Genomic DNA, 18911 nt, shown 5'->3' on the forward strand with positions numbered 1-18911 from the left:
CACTGCTCCACGGATCTCATTCTTGTCAAATGGTTTTGAAATACAAATGATACTGCTCATGGTTTAATTCTGCCAAAGGGGCAAATTCAAGCTGCGTCTCCTTGAAGACGAACCGGTTGGTACCAGTGATTCGTTCCATCTTCTCCTGTACATTTCCTTGGTGTAGGGGCAACTCATAAAAGTCTTTGCGGGTGGATACAGCCGCCAGAATAAAGGGACCAAAGGCGAGGGAGGCAGTGTCGTTCTTATCGGGAGTGAATTCCAACCGCAGCTCCGGCAAAAACCGAATGGTTACCTTATCTTGCTTGCACCAGTCACAGGTTAAGGTGACATAACTGTTCTTTTCGGTAAAAGCAACCTGCTCACCATTGAGTTCAATCTTGACATCTCCTTGATGCCAGTAAGGCTTGCGGATCTTTAAACGGGTTTTCTTCAAGGCCAGGATGGACAGCGTGATCTCTCCCGTAAAGATTTCAGGAACCATTTGCACCACATGCAGTCCATTGTCCGCATCCACCAGCTCAGATGAGACAAAGAGATTAACATATAAAGCGTCCGCATCCTCGAAGTAAACCGCTTCCGTATATTTAAAATGGGCCTCCAAACCTGTACCGTGACAGCAGGAGTTCTCCTCGTCATAGCCCTTTTGCCCGCCGGGGCTGGTGGGCATAAAGTAGGTGCTTGCTCCCAGACATTCATGGTCGGTTGTCGCAAGAATATGATTCAACATGGTTCTTTCGTAATAATCCATATAAGACACATCATTTTCATATGCATATAGGTGTTTGGTGAGCTTTAACATGTTATAGGACGCACATGTTTCGGCGGTATGCTCCGTCAGATGGGCGCCGATCTTGTTAGGCTGCTTGAACATCTCACCCTCACCGGTTCCGCCGATCGAGTAAATATGGGAGTTTACAACCGACTGCCAGAAGAACTGGGCGATATCATAATACTTTTTTTCTTGCGTTGCCTCAAATATCTTGATTGCTCCAACTACCTGGGGAATATGCTGATTGGCATGCAAGGCTCCCAGGGCATCTACTTTTTGCTCCATCGGGAAGAACAAGCGATCATTATCAAACAGCTTGGCCGCTTTAATATGATTTTCTTTGTCAGTATACGTATAGAGCTCAGCCAGTGACTCGTTGATCCCCCCAAACTCACCCGCAATGTACATGCTCCACATTTTGATTAATTGTTCATGCGACAGTGCACTCAAGCGGTTGTACACCCAGTCGCCGAGCTTGTCGGCAATGGTCAGCGCCAGTTGAATCCCGGCTTTATGATAGCTGTCCAGCAAGCCGGCAAAAATCTTGTGCAGGGTGTAATAAGGTGCCCAGATTGCCGGATAGCGCACATATTTTTGCAGCAGATCAAATTGCTCCTCCGAATACGCGCTAATAAAGCCGAACTGGTATCTGTCATCTGCATCAAAGGCAAGTTGAACTTTATCTAATTCTTCAATCAGGTAAGTCAATTTACCGTAAATCTGCCCGTTGCCCGTTGAAGCATAGCACAGAGCAAGTGCCGACAGATAGTGTCCAGTCGTGTGTCCCTTCAGCAAGCTGTCGGGTGAATCCCAGCCGATCATCTCATCGGCCCCAAGGGTATCGATCCCAGCCGCCTTCCTGAAATTGTACAGCATCTGATCATCGTCAACCTTCAACAGAAAGGCCAGTCTCCGATCCTGCGCAGTTTTGAATCTAGATGGCCCAAGCAGGCTGACCTTCTTCGGCGGAAAGGCATGCAGCAAGGCTTGTCTGACACTCTTCTTCTCGATGGTCTCCTTAACGATGACAGTCGCTGTTACCTCGTAAAGCGTGTCCGTCAGATGGCCAGCCGCTTTTTCCTCCCCGATCTCAGCATAAAGTCTTTCTGCTCCCCCAAGCCAATTGACCTGATGGCCAATGACATCGCCGGTTACAGTTTGAATAGACACAACAGAGGGCAGGCAAAATCTTGTATTCACTTGTTGCTGAATGTGTATGGGAAAGATTTTTCCAACCTGGGTTTTGTTTTTTTCCTCCAGAATGTTCACCTCAAAAACCTTAACCATCCTTGCCTCCCCGTACTGGAAAGTTGCGGTTAGCGGAACGATCCGGTCCCCTTTTCCATATTCAGGCTGATGCACTTTCCCAGAGCCGTCAATCCAACGGTCATCTTTTGAGGACCAGGTAATGGTGGAGCCATGCTTGCCCTCGGTCGGCAAAACAACATCAAACTCTACAGTTTTCAAATTCCCCAGATGCAAGGCCTCTATGTCTTGTTGGACCGTTTTTTGATCACTGGATTTAACCGACATGTACTTTCCTCCTTGACATTTAATCGCTTTCACAGGATTAATGGTACAGGAAATAAAAATCAGTGTAAGTAGTTGAAAAAAAGAATAGGTGGATTATATTTACTACTATCGGGATGATTGCCGGGTTGAACTTGCCCGCTTATGGATTTCACGGAGCTATGTCTAATGCTGAGAGGAGTCACAGTCATGTATTTTGTTGATAAGAAATACACGGAGCATGCACAATTTTTGTCCGCAGGCACTTTCATCACCAATCAGCCCTGGATTCACACCGAACGGGTCATTGACAGTTATGAAATCATCAGTCCCATCGAGTCTACGCTTTACATCGAGTGCAACAATATTCCCTACGCCATAGAATCGGGTGAGATCTTGGTCATTCCGCCGCATACTCGGCACAAGGGAATCAAATATTGTGAGGGTCGGATGAAATTCCACTGGCTTCATTTTTCATCGGTAAATCTGAGTATCCATACGGAGACAGAGGTTATTCAGGAGCTCAATGTTAACAATGCCGATGACATGATTATCTTGCCCGTGCACACCAACAAAATCGACTCCAGGCGATTTCATGTCATGTTCAATCAACTGCTGGATTTATATCAGGAAAAGAAGCGGAATAATTACCTGAATGCTTATTTAAGCTGCCTTTTGCATGAATTGACCTCCGAAATCTTGAGTGTGCTGACCCGGAAAAATGTTAACGGCAACCGCCTGCAGCCGATCCAGGACTGGATTCGGATACATGCTTTTGATGACGTTACGATTGATAAAATTGCTGATCATTTCAAATACAACAAAAGCTATCTGTCGAGAATTTACAAAGAGAATACCGGGATCGGAATCTCCGAGCAAATCATTACCTTTCGATTGAAGCATGCCAAAAAGTTGCTAACGGAAACAGATTTGAGCATTGTGCAAATTGCCTCGGAGGTGGGTTACGAGGATTCAAAATATTTCATGCGTTTGTTCAAAAAATATGAGAGCATCACTCCCACCCAATACAGGAAAACATTTTTTAACAAGCATTACAATAAAAAATGAAGAGAGCCATACTTGTGTTGCGTTGTCCACTTAACCTATGGTTTGGGCTACCGTAGTGAAAAAGAAATCATGCTATCATTGAAAAGAAAGCGATACCATTTATTGTGAGGGGGGCATATGTAATGGTGAATGGTGAATTGCACATAGCGGCGGCCCAATTTATTGATCCGCACCGGATTGAATTGGTTTGGAATGATGGGGCGGAAGTTGCACAAGATCCAAATGCTTTTTTGGTTGAGCTAAACGGGGTGAATGTGCCCATTTACGCCAATGAGGATAAGGAGGCTTGGGATACTAGATGTGTGTATGAGGCGTCCAAGCGGCGAACAACGCTGTACCTGCTGAATCCCATACAGCATAATGATTTGGGCAAGGTCAAGCTTACCGTTGTCGGGCAAAAAGGACAGGGCAGCGCAGTAACGGTCAACCAACCCTGTATAATAAAAAAGTGGCAGAACTACTACACCAGATTTACCAGAACCTCTTCTGGAATTCTCATTAAATCCTCTTCACATGTCGGTTATCAGGTGCATGACCAAGCCTGTGCAATGATTGAGGTGATGTTGAGCAAAAGGCCGGAGGTAGCGCGGAAGCTGGAAGAGCTGCAAGCCTCTCTGGCTATTTACGGTTTGCAGGAGGACGCGTATGATATACCGGAGCATCGCGGCGGAGCGGACTTTTTAACCCGTCCTGTAGAAGGCTTCGGTGGAACGCCGCAAATTCCGACGACTTCTGTGTCAGAAAAAAACATCATGCGGTATAGAGATGGAGAGATTCAGACCCGATACCTCAATGAGTCCATCCTGGCCCATGAATTCGGGCATGCGATCCATTTAATCGGGATCAATAATCTGGAGGATCAGACTTTAGCCAGACAACTGGTTAACGCCTATGAGCATGCCGTGGCCAGCGGACTTTGGCCGCATACCTACGCGATTTCCAATTACGAGGAGTATTTCGCCACATTAACGACAATCTGGTTTAATGTAATGGCCGAAAGCAAGGACGGCACCTGGGACGGGGTTAGAGGGCCAGTTAATACTCGGGAAGAGCTAAAAGTCTATGATCCGCTGGGCTACTCCTTTTTCGACTCAATCTATCCTGACCGGGCATTCCCGGAACCCTGGAGCAGCACGTCCAATAAGTTTTCCGTTCAAGACCTGCTGCCTGCTGCGGAGTGAAAACGAGCAAATATAGTTAAACAAAGCGGAAAATCCCAATTAAGTGAGCTGGTTAAAGTGCATGAGTTTGTAGTACGAGGGAAAAAGGGCTGTTTTGTACAAATCACCATAGAAGAGGCATTCGGTTTTCCGAACATGACAAGCCATTTTGGTGGATATGATGTCAGAGGAATTGTAGAAATTAAGAGTGGGAACTATTGCAGCATTGATAAATTCTGAAGTGAACCTAAAGCTAGAAGTTAAGTTTAACAAGCGAGGGCAGGTCATCATTGAAGGTTACTTCAAGGAGTTTGCACACGAGGGCAATGAGTTAATATTTGAAATCGAAAGCGATCAAAGCTTTTTTGTGGAGACGCTCGACGGATTGAAACAATTCGTTAACCACTATGGGGATATGAAAGGAATATGTCCTAAGTAGCCATTCTAACGGGCAGTTTTGTGGAACTTTATCGTGGGATAGTTTAATTATGTTTGTTTTATCCTGGTCATATTGTCTATCCATCGTGGTATTATTGAATGCAATAAACAATATAATACTTCTGATGGGGCGTGATTTGAATATGAAGTCTCCCTTTAATCTGATGAATTTAAATATAGAAGAAGCAAGTATATATGAATTACAAAACGCGATGGAACAAGGTGAATTTACTTCAAAAGAATTAGTGTTTTGCTACTTATCACGTATCGCAAAATATGATCAGGATGGCCCTCACATAAATTCCATCATGGAAATTAACCCCGATGCCATTTTCATCGCAGAAGCACTTGATATAGAACGTCAGCGCAAGGGGAGTAGAGGACCTTTTCATGGCATACCGATTCTCGTTAAGGATAATATCGAAACCGGAGACAAGATGCGTACCAGTGCGGGAGCTTTAGCACTAGCACAGCATGTAAGTACGACGGACGCTTTCCTGATTCGCCGATTAAGAGAATCGGGGGCCATCATTTTGGGCAAGACGAATATGACAGAATGGGCCAACGGTATTTCCTCGACAATGTGGGCAGGTTATAGTTCAAAGGGGGGGCAGGTCGCGCACCCCTATGGTGATTTTTTCGTAGGCGGATCCAGTACGGGATCCGCAGCTGCGGTGGCCATGAGTTTTGCAGCAGCGGCGATAGGCACAGAAACCTCCGCTTCAATTCTGAGTCCGGCCATACAGATGTCTATTGTCGGCATCAAACCGACCGTCGGCTTAATTAGCCGCTCAGGACTTATTCCTTTTTCTTATTCACAAGACACAGCAGGGCCGATGGCAAGGACGGTTTCAGATGCGGTAGTTCTGCTTAACGCATTAGCTGGGAGGGATGAGCACGACCCAGCAACCTGGCGTAATGACCATGTTATACAGGATTACACATCATTCTTGGACAAGAATGGACTACAGGGAGCGAGAATTGGGGTCTTTTGTGAAGTACCAGATTCCCTGCGTGAATCTGGTGAATATAATCAGGAGCTATTTCATCAAGCAGTCTCCGAATTGATAAAAGCAGGAGCCGAAGTAGTAGAAAATATCGACATTCCATCGTTTCATGGTCCATGGCATTGGAACAAGATGAATTTAGAATTCAATCATGGAGTGGAGAATTATTTGCAGCGTCTCCCGGCACATATGCCTGTTCATTCATTGTCCGAACTCATCAATTGGAATGAAAAGTATGCAGATGCAGCCCTGAAATACGGTCAAGATATATTAGAATTCCGGGAGGGGTTAACCAATCCTTTGAAAAATAAGGACTATATCATGGAATCTATTATGGATTTATATCTAGCCCAGAACGAAGGAATTGATTATGCGATAAATAGTTATCAGTTAGATGCGATAATGTTTCCAGCTTATATTGGAGCGGATATATGTGCCAAAGCTGGTTATCCATCTATTGCTATCCCCGCAGGGTATGGAGCAAACGGCAGACCATTTGGCATTACTTTTGCCGGAAAAGCATTTACTGAACCTACCTTAATTCGCATAGCTTATTCTTTTGAACAAATAACAAAACATCGCAAAAAACCTATATTCAACTAAAGGGGAACTATGTAGGCAGCTTCCCATTTTCTTATCTTACGGTAGAAGATTAAACAAACGAGAAACACTAGCTCAAGCATGCTGGCAGATTAAAACCTCCCTTTAGAAGCAAATCTAGATGGAATAGCTTCTAAGGGGAGGTTTTGTATGCTATTCAACTAGAGAGCAGTTTAGCAGGGTGAACGATATGATCCTCTGTTAAAAAAATAGAGGATTTTCATATCACTCCGCCGAAATTTGAAATGTACTTTTTGTTAGATATAGTGGTGTGAACCGTAGCATAGATGACAGATTTCGCTACATTTGATCTGCGAATCGGGCATATAATTCCAGGGAAATGTGGTGGAAGATGCGGGGCAAGCGTTCAACACCATGATAGAAGTGAAATCTATCTAGGAGGACTTCAAATGAGCTATGATTTGATGGTTTTCGAGCCGTCCAGGGCACCGAGGGAAAGAAAGGAGTTTATGGATTGGTTTGAGCAGCAAGTACAATGGTCGGAAAATCATGAATATAATGATCCTTTTGTCTGCTCAGAGTCGTTGCACCGCTTGTACAGTAAGCTATCGGAGGATTTTCCCAATATGAATGTAGATGATGAAATTTTTGAAGCTATGGAGGAAGCCGGAACTGAAAACCGGTTAACCGAGTACTCGCTGGGCTCCGCCGTCATCTATGCGGCTTTCGCTTATTCCGTAGCTAAGGAAGCATATACTACGATGCGGAATTTGGCTATAAAACACAAGGTAGGATTTTTTGATGTTAGCAGCAACGACGGCGAAATCTTTTTCCCTGATTGATAATGCCACTTCGATAGTTTTCCATACCTCCCCCAAGTTAGTTGAAAACGCGGACGGAAATACGGTATTAATCGTAAATTTCTTTAGAAAACAAAAGACAATTAGTAACATATTCATTATTCAACTAACGGGTAGGATAGTTCAGAAAAGGCGTGAACAGTAATGGAAAGTGTAATTAAGGAAATCATATCCCCAAGCGGGGTCTATAAAGCGCAGATAATTAAACGCTCTAAGGATGGTTTATTTACATCACAGGTCTTCAAATGGATTGAACATGATGAAGAAATAAGCGAGATAATAGGGGAGAAGGGCTTTTGGGGAGTTCTCTACTCTACAAATTCATTAACAGATACAGTGGAAAGCTGTATGAAAGTTACTATCGAGAATTTAACTAATGCTTCAGCAGAGAAGATTATTATATAACGTTCAACTAACGGAAACGTTAGTTCAATGAAAAAAACGACAGTTAGTTTAATGATTTCGCGAATACTTCAACTATGTAGAATATGCGAAGTTTGCAGATTAGCTGTTAGGCGAATCTTTTGAAAGCATATATTAAAACATGGGAGGAAAAAATTGATTAAATTCATCTCATCAGTTTTATTTGTTAAAGATATAGCAGTTTCACGGATGTTTTATGAAGAGATTTTAGACCAACAAGTAGAGATAGACTATGGTGTCAATATCGGATACCTTGGTGGCTTTTCAATATGGAGGAAGGACGTAGCACATCAAAACATATTTAGAGATAACAAGGCTGAAATCGAATTAATAGGTAGCGGGAAGCAGCAAATTGAACTGTATTTTGAAGTGGAATACATAGATGAGATCTACAAAAAACTTAAAGATCATCAGATTGAATTCGTTCATGACATATTTGAACAACCTTGGGGACAAAGAGTAGTTAGAGTATATGACCAGATAAATATATTATTGAATTAGGCGAACCGATGAATGTGGTAATCAAGAGATATTATGAGACTGGTATGACATTGGAAGAGGTAGCAGAGAGGTCTTTAACACCAATTAGTATTGTAAGAAGCGTAATTAATAACAAATAATTAGCACTAGCTCAAGCAGGTTAGAAGATTAAAACCTCCCTTTAGAAGCAAACCTAGATGTAATAGCTTCTAAGGGGAGGTTTTCTTATGAAGTTAAGTGAGTTGTGGCATCTATATGAGGCTGATATTCCTAAGTTTTTAATCGAGGAAGATGTTATTCACCTTAAGATCTCGTGTCACTTGTTAAGCGACAGGACTCGAGATATCTTTTTTATAACAGTTTTATACCAATCGTAAAGTATTACTAGTAGTATACTATTGGATGTGTTTCCCATTATTGAAGGGAGTGGTGTGGTATGAAGAATATCGTTGCTGTCGTGGTTGTTACGGAGGAAGTTCAATTATAATCACAGAGGAATTCCTCTGTGATATCAAAATTTTGGAGGGATTCATGTGGTTATTGAATTAAAGCCGGTATCAATTGAGAACTGGTACGATTGTACCAAGTTAAATGTAAAGCAAGAACAAACTAGTGTTTTTCCAGCTCCTGTTGTTTATTGGATTGCAGAATCTAAATTTCTTCATGATTTTGATTTGCGCGCAATATATTCAGAGGCGTTGCTAGTCGGATTTATTGTCTTTTGTAAAACCCCCGACGAAGACGGTAACCATTGGATACCTGCACTCATGATTGATGAGAATCATCAAGGGAATGGTTTTGGCAAAAAAGCAATGAAAAAATTAATTGATCTTATGAGTCAAAATGGTTGTAATAGATTAATGATCGGGCACAGACCCGACAACTTGATTGCTGGGAACCTGTATGAATCCTTGGGATTTCAGAGGGCTAGCGAAGAAATAATTGACGGTGAAATTATTCGTTTTCTACAACTTAATTAAAGGATCCCCTTAGTAAATAAATATGGCTGTCAGTAAATTACTGGCAGCGGTCGTTCAACTAATAAGAAACGTTAGCTCAATAAATGCCATGAGTATATTAGAAATGGATTTAAGAGCGGTATGTGATGTGTGGAGGATTTTTAATGACGCAATTTTATCTCATTCGCCATGGTGAACCTCTATGGGACATAAATGAACATTACAAATTAAAGGGACATGGCCGGGACATGGTTCCTCTTACGAATAAAGGGGTTAACCAAGTATATTTGACAGCAAAGGACGAACGTTTAAAAGAAGCTGAAATTGTTGTCTCTTCTCCTTACCCAAGAGCACTTCAAACGGCCGCTATTTTATCAAAGGAACTTGGTTTAGAAATAATGGTTGAATTCGATTTAAGGGAATGGCAACCTGACTTAACATTTGAATATGATTCATTGGAGAAGCTTAAAGAACTGGGGGATGATTATGATGCTAATCATGGAGTCTATCCTCCTGGGGTAACCAAGCTTTGGGAGTCTAAAGAACTACTGAAGAACCGCATGGAGAAGGTGATTAACAAATATCTCGAATTTCAAAAGGTGATAATTACTGGACACGGCATGGCTTTTCGTACCTTGGTAGGAGAGGTAGGCGAGATTCCACATGCTTCAATTATCGAGTATTATAAACAAAGCCATGTCACTTTACGCTAACGGGAGACGATAGTTCAAGCAGTAAAGGTAAGTGAGTTATGGCATCTGTATAAGGCTGATAAACGAATTCAAGGATGCTGGGCCATGAGAAAGCCTCAACCACGCAGATATACGCACAACACCGTGGCGAACGCAGGAGAGAAATGTACCAGTGATCCCTTTAGCACATTATAGCGGTAGATCCCTTTTAGAAATTTGCCGCTATTCAACTAAAGAGCAGTATGTGAAGGGAGAATGATTAATGAAGGGGCGAGTTTATGTAGAGTATAGGCGTTTAGGATTTTTTGCTGTAGAGACCGAAGACAATGATTTCTCCATAATTGAGGTTGGGAGTGGAATCCCTTCCTTAGGAGACGAATTGATTGGGGGGCTTAATTCACTTGGTGAAAAGCAACTATACAATGAGACAACTAAAGAAGAATTAGATGTATCTATTAAATCTATACAATTAACCCTAGCCGAAGCGAAGAGCTATATTAAAGATGCTGCAAGAGGGAAATAGTTAGACGATTTAACGGGATACGATAGCTTAATAAACCAGCGGGAGTTCAGGATTTTATTTTCCAGAACAAGACTTCCGCTGGTTTTATATGGGAGTCAGTCTAATACTTCGAACATGTATATGGAAAATATATAGGAGGTCCGGCAAACCATTTCATTGGTTTACCGGACCTCCTTATTGCAGATGCGGGTTGCTACTAGTCTGCCTCCAAAATAAAAATGCGAGACAGAAAATCGCCTCTTGGCACCTTGGAATGGTAATCGCCAGATGTATGGTCATTTAAAACAATACCGATCTCCATCAATTCATCCCCAAAATAGCCGTGTTCGCCTAAATGGGCGATGCGATATTTTTTATGAGGGTCCAGTCCGGCAAGCTTCAATCGCCGATAGCCGTCGTTTACCTTCGTAAGAATGCGGTAATAGCCGACGATCGCCCGGCTTCTGTCTCTGGATCGGACCATCCATGCTGTTTCATTACCCTGGAAGGGACTGGCCAGCCGATAAAACGTCCCCCGCGCCATGAGACCACGGTACTTTTTCATAAAGGTGATTTGTTCCTGAACGGTTGCTTTTTCTTCATCAGACAGCAGGCTGATATCGAGCTCATAGCCAAAGGTGCCAAAATAGGCGACACTGCCTCGGGTATTCAGGGAAACGCTGCGGGATGTCTGGTGATTGGGTACCGCGGAAACATGGGACCCCATGCTGCTGAGCGGGTATACCATGGAGGTGCCGTATTGTATTTTTAACCGTTCGACGGCGTCTGTATTATCGGAAATCCATCCCTGCGGCGAGTAATACAGCATCCCCGGATCAAATCGTCCACCTCCGCTGGCGCATGACTCGAATAAGACCTCAGGAAATTTACTGGTTAACCGTTCGTGCAATTCATATATCCCCAGGATGTATTGATGGTAAACCCTTCCTTGAAAATCACATTCCCTTCCTTGGGAAAACACTTCTGACATAGAGCGGTTCATATCCCATTTCACATAGGAGATATCAGAGCCGGCTAACAGATGGCTGAGGGTCTGATCCAAGTAATCAATGACCTCGGCCTTCGTCAAGTCCAGGACATATTGATTTCGACCCGGACTCACCGTACGGTAGGGGACGGATAATAACCAGTCCGGGTGCTTCTCATAAAGTTTGCTTGCTTTGCTGATCATTTCCGGTTCAAACCAAAGGCCGAATTTCAGCCCCATTGCAGTAATCTTAGAGGCAAGGCCGGAGATGCCGTTGGGCAGCTTGACCTTGTTGGGGTACCAGTCCCCGAGAGAGGTTGTGTCTGTATTACGTTCGCCAAACCAGCCGTCATCCAGAACAAACAATTCGATTCCAAGCCCGGTGGCCGCGCGGGCAAGTCCAAGTATTTTGTCCTCATCAAAATTCATGTAGGTGGCTTCCCAGTTATTGATTAGGATGGGGCGCTCTCTGTCCCTCCAGAAGCCTCGGACCAACCGTGTTTGATACAGCTCGTGGAACACTTGGCTCATCCTGTTCAAGCCTTTATCAGAATACACCAACACGGACTCCGGCGTTTGAAAGCTATCTCCGGGTTCCAAAACCCAACTGAAGCCATGCGGATGTATGCCCATCATTATACGGGTTACATCATACGTATCTACTTCAGCCTGAGCCAAAAAATTGCCGCTGTACACTAAACTGAATCCGATTGCTTCGCCGAGAAACTCCGTAGTTTCCTTTCGCTTCAACCCGATGAAGGGGTTATAGTTGTGGCTGCTGTGCCCCCGCAGACTGTATATGCTTTGAATACCCTGGTGCAGAGGAACATTCTGAATATGCCGCTCCCTCCCCCAAGCACCGGTTAAGGTCAACATTTCATACTCCTTATCCGGAAGCTCCAGGCTGAAGCTCATAGCGGCTTCAAGGCGGATTTTCTCTGTGCCTGAATGGATTATTTTCATAGATCGGGTTAATACAGGTAACTGGTTGAAGAGAGTATATTGCAGTTCAACCTGACAGGAGAGAGTCTTGTCGATTAAACAAATACACACGGTATCGGCCTCATTGTCCTCTTCGACATACGTTGCGGGCAGGCCTTCAAGTGAAGGTTTGCCCGGGAGGATATGATGACTTAAATACTCAAAATGAGTGGTGCTGCTGCCATCCTGCTGGACCACATGAAGCCCGCAGCTTCTTAAATCGCCTGCACCATAAACCGAAACTTCCTGTTTGACCTGCTCCAGGGAAAACTTGGGATTTCCTTCAAAAACGCAGGGAGACATATCGCGAAACCCCCATTCCAGCAGGTGGGAGAAATCCTCCTGGTCCTGAATCCTTTTGCCGTAATACAAATGGCCAAGCTGCTGATTCAGCATGACGCAAAAGATGTAACTGATATCATCATTGTACAAGTGAAATTGCTTGGTTTTTTCATGGTAGATCACAGGCATGGGGAAAACTCCTTTCAAAAAAGTGCTGACAATTGAAATTGTCAACACTGGGGTTTATTAGTCCATATCTTTTTCGATATTTTTGGAAAAGAGGAAGATGAGCAGAGCCGTCATGAACAGAAGTCCCGTCATAATAGGAAACAAGTTGACCTGCTCGTCAGCCGTTTGATAGAAGGTGAACAGAATCAAAGCTATTCCGTTGCCGATCGTGCCCGCCTGACCCCAAGCGGTTTGCATCTGCGTATCGTAAGCATCGGGCGACAATTTAGCTACAAGCGATGAACCGATGGGCCAAACCAGATTGTCGGAGAACGTAAGGAACAAATAGTAGAACACCATCCAAAGCAGGTTGTAGGGGGCCTGATCCTTAAACATAATGATCGGTATGGTCAGCAAGCCGAAGCCGCAAGCAGAGAACAATATACCTAATCCGTATTTATAAGTGGTGCGAATATGGGTTGCGCGTGTTTTGGTCCACAGCCAGACAAAGACGGGGGACAAGGCCAAGCCGAAGATGGTATAAATGGTTCCCACTGATCCTGGAGCAATTTCAATTCCAAAAATATGACGATTGATTTTCTGATCGATAAAAATCGCCACAGTGGAAGTCAGCATGGTTCCGCAAAGCGCCATCACAATCTGGGCTGAGAATAATTTGAGGAAGGGCTTCAACCGTCTTTTGTCCCGGGCGGTTAAATCTTTTTTCCTCATGAGATTGGTCAAGAAAGCAATCGGAATAATAAAAGTGGCTGAAGTGATGATGTTTAATACTCCCTGGAAGGACATCACACCGTTAATGACTAAAACCACAATGGTGCCTATAAAGATAAGCATAATGATCAGGAAACGGGTCAATAATGTTTTGAACTTCCCTTCCTCAAGAGGTTTGATCGGCTTTTCGCCCAAGGGACCAAAATATTTGTGTTGTGTAAAGAAAATCACCGCACCATACAGGAAGGCAGCCGCAGACGCGATCAAGAATCCCAGATGGAAATTTTTCATTCCGATTTGGCCGACCAGAAGTGGAGCAACCAGACCGGCAATATTGTTGGCAATCGTGTGAATGGTAAAGGCGGCGTCCCGTCTTCCGCTGTCGGATTTGCGGTAGAGCTGGCCGGTCAAAGAAGCGTTGCTTGCCCCCATAATTGGAAGCGACATCAAAAACAATGCGATGAATGCAAATATTCTTCCTTGTGTTAGAGAAAAAGCCGGAATGGCCAAAACACCAAATGCCATCCCTTTCACTATGTTGCCAATAATCAAAGCTTTGCGCATGCCCAATACCCGGTCAGCCAGCCAGCTTCCCAAAATGCCAAATATGGAGTTGCAGGCGCCCATTGCCGCAATCATAGATGCGGCCTGACCCTGTGTGAAGCCTAACCCTTTCATGTATGGACTGTAGAGATAAAAAATTAAAATCGCGTACAAGGCTCCCCAAGCAAATGAATTAAAAAAGTTCCCCGCTGCCAAAGCGCCTACACCTCTTGGGTGGCCCAAAAATTTCTTGTCGTCCAGTACCTCCTCCAACGATTTATTTCTGGGATTCATGTTCGTATGGCTTTCATCGCTCATGGTTCTTCCTTCTTTCTGCGTATTTCTGAGAACGCTTTCCCTTTTAAAATATAGCAGATTCATTTCTGTAAAACGGTAGCGGATAGTTGGGATAGGTGGACATTTATTACCTATCGCGGAGGTATCCGTTTCTCCCGCATAATCGATGACTTCGATGAACGCACCAAGGCCGTCTCTACAAAAAAAGGATGCACCCGAGCTGTCGCTTGACGGGGCATCCTTTGCATTTAAATAGCGGTACTATTCATTCGGAAAGAATACAAATGCTAATTGATTAAAAGCACTGCTTTACCGGAAAATCTGCGTTCTAATAAATCTTCGGATACCTCCCCAATGTTCTCCCATGATGTCTCCACTTCAATCCGGGGAGTTAATCGGCCTGTTGAAAGTAAATCCGCTAGCAATTTTAAATCGCTGGCAGGTGAATAGCGGTTAATTTCCTCCCCTAAAAAGAAGCTATACAAGGTTCTGCCGCCCAACCCCCTGATATTAAGTGTGGAGTAAGGGGAGGACGAATGTCCCATCGAAACGATGATTCCTCCTGGTTCAAGCTGGGGCATTAAGGCAGCCAGCGTATCGCCACCCACCGAATCCACAATGAGATGATAAGGCCCGAAAGAGTGGGCCGCTGAAATCGCTGCATCTCCAACCAAAACCTCGTTGGCACCAGCTTCCCGGACAACCAGGGCTTTTTCCTTTGTTCTGGCTACACCTACTGTGAAAGCCCCGGATTGTGCGGCTAGCTGATGGGCCCAGATCCCCACTCCTCCAGTGGAGCCAGTGATCAATATTTTTCTACCGAGCAGCATACCGCCCTTTCTAAGGGTATAGAGTGCAGACAGGCCCGCTACAGGTAAAGTGGAAGCTTGGACGAAGCTGACGTTATCCGGTATTACTGCCAGAAATGAAGCGGGTGCCGCCACCTGCTCAGCCCATGCGCCCAGCGGAAGCAAGCCGACAACACGGCTTCCTTGTTTCGGACCTGTGCCATTGCTGGCTTGCTCAATGACGGTTCCGGCAAAATCCCAACCTGGGCGAAATTGCTCGGCCTCATTCCTTGCGTCTATAACTTCACCCCGATTAAGAGAGAAGGCGTGTACTTTAACGATCGCCTCCCAAGGCTGAGCTTGAGGAGCAGCGACGTCCTTGATGGCAAAATATCCTTTTGCCAGTGAGTCTGTAACTATTGCGCGAACCATATAATCTCCTCCATGGATGTAATTAGAAGCAGATTGAACATTGCTCCCCGTTTTCATAATGGAGTATACTGTACAATAACTCTCGCACCAAGAGTAGAACTACACCTCATTATTTGTAAAGGATTTGGAGAATAATGACTATGCGTAAAGATCAGAACCTTCAGGTTGAAACATTAAAGAATCTTTTAGCTGAGGTAGAGAGTCTTCGTGTAAAACGTCAACAAGCCTATGCTAATCAATCCCATCCGTTGTTGAAACGTTTTAACCAGCAGGAGCTTAACGATATGGCTTGCCCTACTTATAAGAACTTATTAACGGGACGTTCACATCGAATTCCGGATCGTCAAATGATTGTTCGTATTGCTACCTATCTTGAGTGCACATCCATTGAACAAAATGATCTGCTGGTAGCTGCCGGTTATCTCCCATTCCATCAGCGACTTGAAGGTGAGGCTTGGGAGCAAGCGCTTGAGGAAGCAAGGCAGATCATGAGCAGCCTGCCATTGCCGGCCATGATCGTCGACCAGGCTCTAGCTATCAAAGGTGTTAATGATTCATTTTCCCAACTATTCGATCTGCCTGCTCATCCGGCTTTTTATAAGGACCTCAATATGGCGGATCTTCATTTCAATTCTGAATTCCCAGTTCGTTCCCGTTCCACTTTCGATGCAGCATCCTTCGAATTGTGGGAATCACATGCTATCGATGGCATACAAGCCTACAAAACAATGCACATCTATTCCAGGCACGAGCTTTGGTATAAACAAGGCATCCGAAAACTTCAGAAATACGACGACTTCAATAAATACTGGAACAAGCAGCCCGGCAACACGAGGAATGAGCTTGAGCAGCATAAAATGATTTTAGCCGAAATGGGCAACACAGGTAAGTGGGTTCCTATTCGCTACAAGCAAATTCATATTTCCACAAGCCATCATATGCATCCGAGAATTGAGGCTTTTTTACCGGTTGATGATGCTGCCCGAATGGTATTTAAACAATTGGGATGTCAAGCCTAGTGTGATCGCTTCAATGTTAGAACAAATCAGTCTTATATTTCTCTTATCAACGGATACCATCCTACAAAGGACGGTGTCCGTTTCTTTGTTAAGCGCTGAATCGCAAAATTCAATCACCTCCGCACTTTAAGCGAACATTCAGTTCAAACTCAGGTCAGCTTAAGGCTGGGGAGATAGGATAAGGGCAGAGGAAATGTTTAGCAATACATAGGAAGAGGCGGCCCCGAGCTACTGGTTACATAACAGATATAGTGTGGTTGCATCAGCAAAGAATACATACGGATATGGAGGAAACACCTATGTTTACAAAAATTCGCGCAAAAATACTACTTGGCTTCGCAGTGGTCATTCTCGTATTCATCGCCGCAATCGCCGGAAACACCTTGTTTCAAGGCAAGGTTACCATGCTCACCGAGCAGATTAACCGCAATTACAGCAAGCTGTCGCTCGTTCAGCAGCTGACGGACAAGATCCGCACAGCGGACGGGCTCGGCGCCAGATATGTGATGAGTAATACAGATGAGGAAAGAACCACCTATCTGACCGCTTATGAGGCAATGATTCCGGAGATTACCGAGGCGATAACCGTGCTTAAGAATGCGGGCCTCAATGAAGCGGAGCTTGCCGGGATTACGAGTCTCGAAAGTGAATGGAGCAACTATTTGACCGTGCTGGAAAATGCTTTCGCTTTAGCCAAGGAAGGAAATTTCCCGAATGCGCAAAAGGAGTTCACGAATCTCTCGCTGGATACGATTATTGCTTCGCAGCTGGTCTTCGAGAATACGCTGAATGAGGAGATCCAGCATGCGCAAAGTCAGTCCGCGGAGCACCGCAGCTCGGCCATGGGTATCAGCTTTGGCGTGACGGGCTTGTCGGTTCTGCTGGCTATCTTCATCGCACTGCTGCTGTCCGGCAAGATTATTAAACCGATCCGTGATGTAAATAAACAACTCCAGGAGATTGCCGAAGGAGATGCCGACCTGACCCGCAAGCTGACAGTCCGGACCAAGGACGAGATCGGTGATCTGGCACTTGCTTTCAATAAAATGACGGATAATCTCGGTCTGATCATCGGACAGGTGAGCCAGTCAGCGGATGGTCTGGCGGCTTCCTCCGTCAAGCTTACCTCCGACAGCGGGCTGACAGCCGAGGCTACGGAACGGATCGCCGGCATTATGGGTACGGTTGCTTCCGGTTCGGAGAGACAAATGAATGATCTGCAGACCAACATGACGACGATTGTTGAAATGTCGGCCGGCATCCAGCAGATCGCCGCAAGTGTGCAGGATATTTCCGATGCATCACTACGCTCTAATGAATTCGCCATGGCAGGCGACAAGTCGCTGCAGGCGGCCGCCCGCCAGATGGCTTCGATTAACCAGTCGATTGGGTCGCTGTCCGAGCAGGTGCTTGGTTTTGCCAAACGATCCCGGGAGATCGGCAGCATAGTAGGGGTCATCCAAGGCATCGCCTCGCAGACCAATATGCTGGCGCTGAACGCAACAATTGAAGCGGCGCGTGCCGGGGAACAGGGCAGAGGGTTCGCCGTTGTTGCCGATCAGGTACGCAAGCTGGCCGAGCAATCCGGAGAATCGGCCAATCTTATTGCCGAGATGGCGGCAGGGATTCAGTCCGATGCCGATGATGCGGTCCTGGTGATGAAGAGCAGCATTGCCGAGGTGCAGGACGGTACGGAAATCATTGAAGAAGCAGGACATTCCTTCGGGGAGATCCGCATTTCGATCGATTCTCTGGCCGGACAGGTTCAGGAGGTGTCGGGAGCGGTCGAGGAGATCACGGCGGCTACCGAAGAGATTGTGGAGTCGATCCGCACCGTCACGCAAATATCGGAAACCACAGCTGCGAATACGCAGCAGGTGTCGGCAGCTTCACAGGAGCAGATGGCATCTGTAGAACAAATCGCTTCCTCGGCAGGTGCGCTGAACACATTGGCGCAAGGCTTGCAGGGGTTGGTGGCAAGGTTTAATGTGTAGCTTGACTGGAAATACGCTCTTCAGCAAATCTTTACCTTCATTTCATTTGGTTTTAAGCTTCAGGCGGTATATTCATCACATGACCCCCATACAATAGACCTTGACCCTGCCGGATAACAGCGGGGTCGCTTTTTTTATATGCTGCTATATATAAATGGATCAGCTATCTCTTAAAGAACGAGAACTGATTACAAGTGTGCTATCCAACCATTTTGGCTAGATAGAAAAGAATAACAATTAATGTGAACGTAATATT

Annotated in this window: 16 protein-coding genes; 12 read left to right on the forward strand and 4 right to left on the reverse strand. The window is 45.0% G+C overall.

All coding sequences use genetic code 11. The features are described from left to right. Window positions 1–25: 25 nt before the first annotated feature. Window positions 26–2305, reverse strand: coding sequence for a beta-L-arabinofuranosidase domain-containing protein (locus H70357_RS13680; protein ID WP_038590202.1), 2280 nt, complete (start codon window positions 2303–2305; stop codon window positions 26–28). 186 nt (window positions 2306–2491) lie between these two features. Here H70357_RS13680 and H70357_RS13685 point away from each other — a divergent pair, with 186 nt between their 5' ends. The 10 genes from H70357_RS13685 (at window position 2492) to H70357_RS13730 (ending at window position 10452) form a co-directional block, all read left to right on the forward strand. Continuing rightward, the gene (locus tag H70357_RS13685; protein ID WP_038590205.1) at window positions 2492–3349 is read left to right on the forward strand and encodes a helix-turn-helix transcriptional regulator; all 858 of its coding nucleotides are present in this window, start codon (window positions 2492–2494) and stop codon (window positions 3347–3349) included. A 122-nt stretch (window positions 3350–3471) separates the two neighbouring features. Further along, window positions 3472–4530 (forward strand): hypothetical protein, encoded by a 1059-nt coding sequence (locus H70357_RS13690; protein ID WP_038590208.1) that lies wholly within the window; start codon window positions 3472–3474, stop codon window positions 4528–4530. 187 nt (window positions 4531–4717) lie between these two features. After that, complete coding sequence (locus H70357_RS37130) at window positions 4718–4948, forward strand: WapI family immunity protein (protein ID WP_038590211.1); 231 nt, start codon at window positions 4718–4720, stop codon at window positions 4946–4948. Window positions 4949–5090: 142 nt separating this feature from the next. After that, window positions 5091–6557, forward strand: coding sequence for an amidase family protein (locus H70357_RS13700; protein ID WP_038599484.1), 1467 nt, complete (start codon window positions 5091–5093; stop codon window positions 6555–6557). Window positions 6558–6964: 407 nt separating this feature from the next. Continuing rightward, window positions 6965–7357, forward strand: a complete 393-nt coding sequence (locus H70357_RS13705) for a hypothetical protein (RefSeq protein WP_038590214.1) — start codon at window positions 6965–6967, stop codon at window positions 7355–7357. Between the two features lie 162 nt (window positions 7358–7519). Further along, the gene (locus tag H70357_RS13710; RefSeq protein ID WP_038590218.1) at window positions 7520–7780 is read left to right on the forward strand and encodes a hypothetical protein; all 261 of its coding nucleotides are present in this window, start codon (window positions 7520–7522) and stop codon (window positions 7778–7780) included. Between the two features lie 153 nt (window positions 7781–7933). Beyond that, a complete protein-coding gene (locus H70357_RS13715) occupies window positions 7934–8299 on the forward strand; it encodes a VOC family protein (protein WP_052092013.1) in 366 nt (121 codons plus the stop codon). Between the two features lie 512 nt (window positions 8300–8811). Further along, entirely contained in the window at window positions 8812–9258 is a 447-nt protein-coding gene (locus tag H70357_RS13720; protein WP_063848045.1) for a GNAT family N-acetyltransferase, read from the forward strand. Between the two features lie 143 nt (window positions 9259–9401). After that, entirely contained in the window at window positions 9402–9950 is a 549-nt protein-coding gene (locus tag H70357_RS13725; protein ID WP_038590220.1) for a histidine phosphatase family protein, read from the forward strand. 241 nt (window positions 9951–10191) lie between these two features. Then, window positions 10192–10452 (forward strand): hypothetical protein, encoded by a 261-nt coding sequence (locus H70357_RS13730; RefSeq protein WP_038590223.1) that lies wholly within the window; start codon window positions 10192–10194, stop codon window positions 10450–10452. Between the two features lie 196 nt (window positions 10453–10648). Here the strand turns inward: H70357_RS13730 and H70357_RS13735 are convergent, their stop codons facing one another. The 3 genes from H70357_RS13735 to H70357_RS13745 all read right to left on the reverse strand — a co-directional run bounded on the left by H70357_RS13735 (window position 10649) and on the right by H70357_RS13745 (window position 15642). Beyond that, window positions 10649–12871: an alpha-galactosidase gene (locus tag H70357_RS13735; protein WP_038590226.1), complete on the reverse strand. Its 2223-nt coding sequence runs from the start codon at window positions 12869–12871 to the stop codon at window positions 10649–10651. A gap of 57 nt (window positions 12872–12928) precedes the next feature. Then, entirely contained in the window at window positions 12929–14443 is a 1515-nt protein-coding gene (locus H70357_RS13740; protein WP_038590228.1) for a peptide MFS transporter, read from the reverse strand. 266 nt (window positions 14444–14709) lie between these two features. Next, window positions 14710–15642: a zinc-binding dehydrogenase gene (locus tag H70357_RS13745; RefSeq protein ID WP_038590231.1), complete on the reverse strand. Its 933-nt coding sequence runs from the start codon at window positions 15640–15642 to the stop codon at window positions 14710–14712. A gap of 140 nt (window positions 15643–15782) precedes the next feature. Between H70357_RS13745 and H70357_RS13750 the strand changes: the two genes are divergently transcribed. Both H70357_RS13750 and H70357_RS13755 read left to right on the forward strand, forming a co-directional pair. Then, the gene (locus H70357_RS13750; RefSeq protein WP_331281762.1) at window positions 15783–16661 is read left to right on the forward strand and encodes a hypothetical protein; all 879 of its coding nucleotides are present in this window, start codon (window positions 15783–15785) and stop codon (window positions 16659–16661) included. Window positions 16662–16960: 299 nt separating this feature from the next. Further along, window positions 16961–18655, forward strand: a complete 1695-nt coding sequence (locus H70357_RS13755; protein ID WP_052092014.1) for a methyl-accepting chemotaxis protein — start codon at window positions 16961–16963, stop codon at window positions 18653–18655. Window positions 18656–18911: the final 256 nt, after the last annotated feature.

It is taken from the genome of Paenibacillus sp. FSL H7-0357 (assembly GCF_000758525.1).
In the GTDB taxonomy this organism is placed as follows: domain Bacteria; phylum Bacillota; class Bacilli; order Paenibacillales; family Paenibacillaceae; genus Paenibacillus_AQ.

What these genes read in the sequence shown, in the direction of transcription:
- H70357_RS13680 (WP_038590202.1), bottom strand. Translation starts at nt 2,305, where the DNA reads ATGTCGGTTAAATCCAGTGATCAAAAAACGGTCCAACAAGACATAGAG.
- H70357_RS13685 (WP_038590205.1), top strand. Translation starts at nt 2,492, where the DNA reads ATGTATTTTGTTGATAAGAAATACACGGAGCATGCACAATTTTTGTCC.
- H70357_RS13690 (WP_038590208.1), top strand. Translation starts at nt 3,472, where the DNA reads ATGGTGAATGGTGAATTGCACATAGCGGCGGCCCAATTTATTGATCCG.
- H70357_RS13700 (WP_038599484.1), top strand. Translation starts at nt 5,091, where the DNA reads ATGAAGTCTCCCTTTAATCTGATGAATTTAAATATAGAAGAAGCAAGT.
- H70357_RS13705 (WP_038590214.1), top strand. Translation starts at nt 6,965, where the DNA reads ATGAGCTATGATTTGATGGTTTTCGAGCCGTCCAGGGCACCGAGGGAA.
- H70357_RS13710 (WP_038590218.1), top strand. Translation starts at nt 7,520, where the DNA reads ATGGAAAGTGTAATTAAGGAAATCATATCCCCAAGCGGGGTCTATAAA.
- H70357_RS13725 (WP_038590220.1), top strand. Translation starts at nt 9,402, where the DNA reads ATGACGCAATTTTATCTCATTCGCCATGGTGAACCTCTATGGGACATA.
- H70357_RS13730 (WP_038590223.1), top strand. Translation starts at nt 10,192, where the DNA reads ATGAAGGGGCGAGTTTATGTAGAGTATAGGCGTTTAGGATTTTTTGCT.
- H70357_RS13735 (WP_038590226.1), bottom strand. Translation starts at nt 12,871, where the DNA reads ATGCCTGTGATCTACCATGAAAAAACCAAGCAATTTCACTTGTACAAT.
- H70357_RS13740 (WP_038590228.1), bottom strand. Translation starts at nt 14,443, where the DNA reads ATGAGCGATGAAAGCCATACGAACATGAATCCCAGAAATAAATCGTTG.
- H70357_RS13745 (WP_038590231.1), bottom strand. Translation starts at nt 15,642, where the DNA reads ATGGTTCGCGCAATAGTTACAGACTCACTGGCAAAAGGATATTTTGCC.
- H70357_RS13750 (WP_331281762.1), top strand. Translation starts at nt 15,783, where the DNA reads ATGCGTAAAGATCAGAACCTTCAGGTTGAAACATTAAAGAATCTTTTA.
- H70357_RS13755 (WP_052092014.1), top strand. Translation starts at nt 16,961, where the DNA reads ATGTTTACAAAAATTCGCGCAAAAATACTACTTGGCTTCGCAGTGGTC.